Here is a 4,974-nt window from a genome sequence, read left to right on the forward strand (position 1 = left end):
AGCCTGTCTGCGAAGAATGACTTACCAGTCTTCGCGGGCCACGATGCGGGTCAGCACCGGCAGCTTGTTCGCGCCAAGACGCAGCGCTTCACGCGCGGTCTCTTCGTCAACGCCGTCGATCTCGAACATGATACGACCCGGCTTGATCTTGCACGCCCAGTATTCGACCGCGCCCTTACCCTTACCCATACGAACTTCGGTGGGCTTGCCGGTGACCGGCACATCGGGGAAGCAGCGGATCCAGACCCGGCCCTGACGCTTCATGTGGCGGGTGATCGCGCGGCGGGCCGCTTCGATCTGCCGCGCGGTGACGCGCTCGGGTTCGGTAGCCTTCAGGGCGAACGAGCCGAAGTTAAGAGCGAAACCGCCCTTAGCCTGCCCGTGGATGCGGCCCTTGTGCTGTTTGCGGAACTTCGTCCGTTTCGGTTGCAGCATCTCTTATACTCCCTCAGCGCGCGTCGCGACGCGGGCCGCGCGGAGCCGGACCCTCTTGGGCCTCGGCCTGCTTGCGGTCACGCGCCTGCGGATCATGTTCCAGGATCTCGCCCTTGAAGATCCAGACCTTCACACCGATGATCCCGTAGGGGGTCGACGCTTCGTAAAGCGCGTAATCGATGTCGGCACGCAGGGTGTGCAGCGGCACGCGGCCTTCACGGTACCATTCGGTACGCGCGATTTCCGCACCGCCCAGACGACCCGCGACGTTCACGCGGATGCCGAGGGCGCCCATGCGCATCGCATTCTGCACCGCACGCTTCATGGCGCGACGGAACGAAACACGGCGTTCGAGCTGCTGAGCGATCGACTCGCCCACGAGCTGAGCATCGAGCTCGGGCTTGCGGACTTCGACGATGTTCAGGTGCAGTTCCGACTTGGTGAAGTTCGACAGCTTCTTGCGCAGGACTTCGATGTCCGCGCCCTTCTTGCCGATGATCACACCCGGACGCGCAGCATAGATCGTGACGCGGCACTTCTTGTGCGGACGTTCGATCACGACGCGGCTGATGCCGGCCTGCTTCGCTTCCTTCTCGATGAACTCGCGCATACGCAGATCTTCGAGCAGCAGGTCGCCATAGTCCTTCGACTCAGCGAACCAGCGGCTGTCCCAGGTGCGGTTGACCTGGAGGCGCATACCGATCGGATTGACCTTCTGACCCATTACGCACGCTCCTCGAGCTGACGCACCTTGATGGTGATTTCCGAAAACGGCTTCATGATCTTGCCGTAGCGGCCACGAGCCCGCGGACGGCCACGCTTCATGACGAGGTTCTTGCCCACCCAGGCCTCGGCGACGACGAGGCTGTCGACGTCCAGACCGTGGTTGTTCTCGGCGTTCGCGATGGCCGACTGAAGGCACTTGAGCACTTCACCGGCGATACGGCGCTTCGAGAAGGTGAGGTCCGAAACGGCCTTTTCCACCTTCTTGCCACGGATCATCGCAGCCACCAGGTTCAGCTTCTGCGGCGAGGTGCGCAGCATCTTCGCCTTTGCGAAAGCCTCGTTGTCCGCCACGCGGCGCGGATTCTGTTCCTTACCCATGACGATTACTTCCTCTTGGCTTTCTTGTCGGCGGCGTGACCGTAGTAGGTACGGGTCGGCGAATATTCACCGAACTTCTGGCCGATCATTTCCTCGGTCACCAGGACCGGGATGTGCTTCTGACCGTTGTAGACCCCGAAGGTGAGGCCGACGAACTGCGGCAGAATCGTCGAACGGCGCGACCAGATCTTGATCACGTCGCTTTTGCCCGATGCGCGCGCCTTCTCAGCCTTCTTCAGAAGGTAGGCGTCAACGAACGGCCCTTTCCAAACAGAACGTGCCATATCTTAACGACCCTTCTTCACGTGGCGCGAACGGAGAATGTACTTATCCGTCTTCTTGTTCGAACGGGTCTTCTTACCCTTCGTGTCCTTGCCCCACGGGGTCACCGGCGTACGGCCACCCGAGGTCCGGCCTTCACCACCACCATGCGGGTGGTCGATCGGGTTCATCGCGACGCCGCGAACGGTCGGACGGATGCCCTTGTGCCGCATGCGGCCGGCCTTACCGAAGTTCTGGTTCGAATGGTCCGAGTTCGAGACCGCACCGATGGTCGCCATGCACTCCTGACGGACGATGCGCAGCTCGCCCGAGGACAGGCGGATCTGGGCATAGCCACCGTCACGGCCGACGAACTGGGCGTAGGTGCCCGCGGCACGCGCCAGCTGGCCGCCCTTGCCGGGCTTCAGCTCGACGTTGTGCACGATCGTGCCGATCGGCATACCCGAGAACGGCATCGCGTTGCCGGGCTTGATGTCCTGTTTCGCACCGGCGATCACCGTGTCGCCAACGCCAAGACGCTGCGGGGCCAGGATGTAGGCCAGCTCGCCGTCAGCATACTTGACCAGCGCGATGAACGCGGTCCGGTTCGGGTCGTATTCGATACGTTCGACGGTCGCCGGAACGTCGAACTTGCGACGCTTGAAATCGACAACGCGGTAGAGACGCTTCGCGCCGCCACCCTTGTGCCACATCGTGACGCGTCCGGTATTGTTCCGGCCACCCGTTTTGATCAGACCCTCGGTGAGAGCCTTAACCGGGCGACCTTTCCAAAGCTCCGAACGGTCGATCAGAACCAGCCCACGCTGGCCAGGCGTCGTCGGTTTGTACGACTTGAGTGCCATGCTCTCTGTCTTCCGTTGCTTTGGACCAAAGGTCCGTTTCCTCAGGGTCGGGTCGCCCCGTCCCGCTTCACGTTCTCAGCAGTGTGAAAACATAAAAACCGGCGGGCCCGATGGGGGGCCCGCCAGATTCGTTGCCGTCTCTATCAGAGGCCGGTCGACACGTCGATAGTGTTTCCCTCTTCGAGGGTAACGTAGGCCTTCTTGACGTCCGAGCGTTCACCGGCGATCCCGCGGAACCGCTTGGTCTTGCCCTTGGTGATGGTGGTGTTGACCGCCTTCACCTTGACGCCGAAGAGCGCTTCGACAGCTTCCTTGATGACCGGCTTCGAGGCCGACTTGGCGACCTGGAAGACAACCGCGCCGTTCTCCGAGGCCATGGTGGCCTTTTCGGTGATGACCGGCTTCACGATCACGTCGTAGTGTTCGGGCTTCGTGCTCATTTCAGGCGAGCCTCCAGAGCTTCGACACCAGCCTTCGTGATCACGAGCGTGTCACGCTTGAGGATGTCATAGACGTTGGCGCCGATCGAGGGCAGGATGTCCAGGCCTTCGAGGTTGCGCGACGCGACGAGGAAGTTCTCGTTCACTTCGGCACCGTCGATCACCAGAACCTTCTTCCAGCCCAGTTCCTTCGCGGCCTTGGCGAGCAGCTTCGTCTTGGCCTCGGCCAGATCGGCCGACTCCAGAACGACGAGGTTACCGGCCTTCGCCTTGGCCGAAAGCGCATGCTTCAGGCCGAGAACGCGGAACTTCTTGGTCAGATCGTGGGCGTGCGAACGGGGCGTCGGCCCCTTGTAAACGCCACCGTGACGGAAGATCGGCGCCTTCTTGGAACCGTGACGTGCGCCACCGGTGCCCTTCTGGCGGTAGATCTTCTTGGTCGAGTAGGAGACGTCCGACTTGCCGAGCACCGAGTGGGTACCCTGCTGAGCCGCAGCGCGCTGCCAGCGGACGACGCGGTGCAGGATGTCCGCACGCGGCTCCAGACCGAAGATGTCATCCGACAGTTCGATTTCGCCGGCCTTGCCAGCGTCGAGCTTGATCACATCGAGTTTCATGCTTCACCCCCTTCGACCGGAGCTTCGGCCGGAGCAGCAGCAGCCTTCAGAGCGGCCGGCATCGGAACGTCCGACGGCAGCGGCTTCTTCACGGCGTCCTTGATCGTGACCCAGCCGCCCTTGGCGCCCGGAACCGACCCCTTGACCATGATCAGGTCACGGGCGGCATCGGTCTTGACGACCTGGATGTTCTGCGTGGTGACACGCACGGCACCGAGATGGCCAGCCATCTTCTTGCCCTTGAACACCTTGCCCGGATCCTGGCACTGGCCGGTCGAACCGTGCGAACGGTGCGAGATCGACACACCGTGCGACGCACGCAGACCGCCGAAGTTGTGGCGCTTCATCGCACCGGCGAAACCCTTACCGATCGAGGTGCCGGCGATGTCGACGAACTGACCGGCAGTGTAGTGTTCGGCCGAGATTTCGGCGCCCACTTCGATCAGGTTGGTCGGATCAACGCGGAACTCGACGAGCTTGCGCTTCGGAGCGACGTTAGCCTTGGCGAAATGACCGCGCAGAGCCGCGGTGGTCCGCTTCGCCTTGGCGACACCGGCACCGAGCTGAACGGCCGTGTAGCCGTCCTTGTCCTCGGTCCGCTGTGCCACGACCTGCAGCGCATCGAGCTGCAGAACGGTCACCGGAACCTGCTTGCCATCTTCGAGGAACAGCCGGGTCATGCCCAGCTTCTTGGCGATAACACCAGAACGCATGGCGACCTCCTAGACCTTGATCTCGACGTCGACGCCAGCGGCGAGGTCGAGCTTCATCAGCGCGTCCACGGTCTGGGGAGTCGGGTCGACGATGTCGAGAAGACGCTTGTGCGTGCGGATTTCCCACTGGTCGCGCGACTTCTTGTCGATGTGCGGACCACGGAGAACCGTGAATTTCTCGATCTTGTTCGGGAGCGGGATGGGCCCGCGCACCTGAGCACCCGTACGCTTCGCGGTGTTCACGATTTCCTGGGTGCTGGCATCCAGCACGCGGTAATCGAACGCCTTGAGCCGGATGCGAATGTTCTGACCAGTCATGTAGTCTTGCCTCTCGCAGGGGCTTTTCGGTTGAGAGGCAGACACCGCCGAATGCGACGCCTGCATCGAACCACAATCTCTTGGAGATCCGGCCTCCCCTACGGATGGTGGCCGAGTCTGTCAAGAGAAAATGGTGCGCCCGAAGGCGCACCATCCATTTCGTTCAGCAATCGCCGGCGTTTCCGCCGGAGAGATTACTTGAGGATCTTCGAGACGACGCCCG

At 62.2% G+C, this 4,974-nt stretch carries 9 protein-coding genes; all 9 read right to left on the minus strand.

Annotation, left to right across the window (positions count from 1 at the left end):
* Nucleotides 1-21: 21 nt before the first annotated feature.
* Nucleotides 22-435, minus strand: a complete 414-nt coding sequence (gene rplP / locus CG50_RS13500) for a 50S ribosomal protein L16 (RefSeq protein ID WP_036639422.1) — start codon at nt 433-435, stop codon at nt 22-24.
* A gap of 13 nt (nt 436-448) precedes the next feature.
* Complete coding sequence (rpsC, locus tag CG50_RS13505; protein WP_036639424.1) at nt 449-1,159, minus strand: 30S ribosomal protein S3; 711 nt, start codon at nt 1,157-1,159, stop codon at nt 449-451.
* On the minus strand, nt 1,159-1,539 hold the full coding sequence (gene rplV, locus CG50_RS13510; RefSeq protein WP_036639426.1) for a 50S ribosomal protein L22: 381 nt from the start codon (nt 1,537-1,539) through the stop codon (nt 1,159-1,161). The genes rpsC and rplV overlap by 1 nt, the downstream gene beginning before the upstream one ends.
* A 5-nt stretch (nt 1,540-1,544) precedes the next feature.
* A complete protein-coding gene (gene rpsS / locus CG50_RS13515) occupies nt 1,545-1,823 on the minus strand; it encodes a 30S ribosomal protein S19 (protein WP_036639437.1) in 279 nt (92 codons plus the stop codon).
* 3 nt (nt 1,824-1,826) lie between these two features.
* On the minus strand, nt 1,827-2,663 hold the full coding sequence (rplB, locus tag CG50_RS13520) for a 50S ribosomal protein L2 (protein WP_036639439.1): 837 nt from the start codon (nt 2,661-2,663) through the stop codon (nt 1,827-1,829).
* Between the two features lie 143 nt (nt 2,664-2,806).
* Nucleotides 2,807-3,103 carry a 50S ribosomal protein L23 gene (locus CG50_RS13525; RefSeq protein WP_036639442.1) on the minus strand — a complete coding sequence of 99 codons (297 nt, stop codon included), beginning with the start codon at nt 3,101-3,103 and terminating at the stop codon, nt 2,807-2,809.
* A complete protein-coding gene (gene rplD / locus CG50_RS13530) occupies nt 3,100-3,720 on the minus strand; it encodes a 50S ribosomal protein L4 (protein WP_036639444.1) in 621 nt (206 codons plus the stop codon). Before rplD ends, CG50_RS13525 begins: the two co-directional genes overlap by 4 nt.
* Nucleotides 3,717-4,433, minus strand: a complete 717-nt coding sequence (gene rplC, locus CG50_RS13535) for a 50S ribosomal protein L3 (RefSeq protein ID WP_036639446.1) — start codon at nt 4,431-4,433, stop codon at nt 3,717-3,719. The genes rplD and rplC overlap by 4 nt, the downstream gene beginning before the upstream one ends.
* Before the next feature lie 9 nt (nt 4,434-4,442).
* Nucleotides 4,443-4,751: a 30S ribosomal protein S10 gene (rpsJ, locus tag CG50_RS13540; RefSeq protein WP_036639457.1), complete on the minus strand. Its 309-nt coding sequence runs from the start codon at nt 4,749-4,751 to the stop codon at nt 4,443-4,445.
* Between the last annotated feature and the right edge of the window lie 223 nt (nt 4,752-4,974).

The organism is Paenirhodobacter enshiensis (assembly GCF_000740785.1).
In the GTDB taxonomy this organism is placed as follows: Bacteria; Pseudomonadota; Alphaproteobacteria; order Rhodobacterales; family Rhodobacteraceae; genus Rhodobacter; species Rhodobacter enshiensis.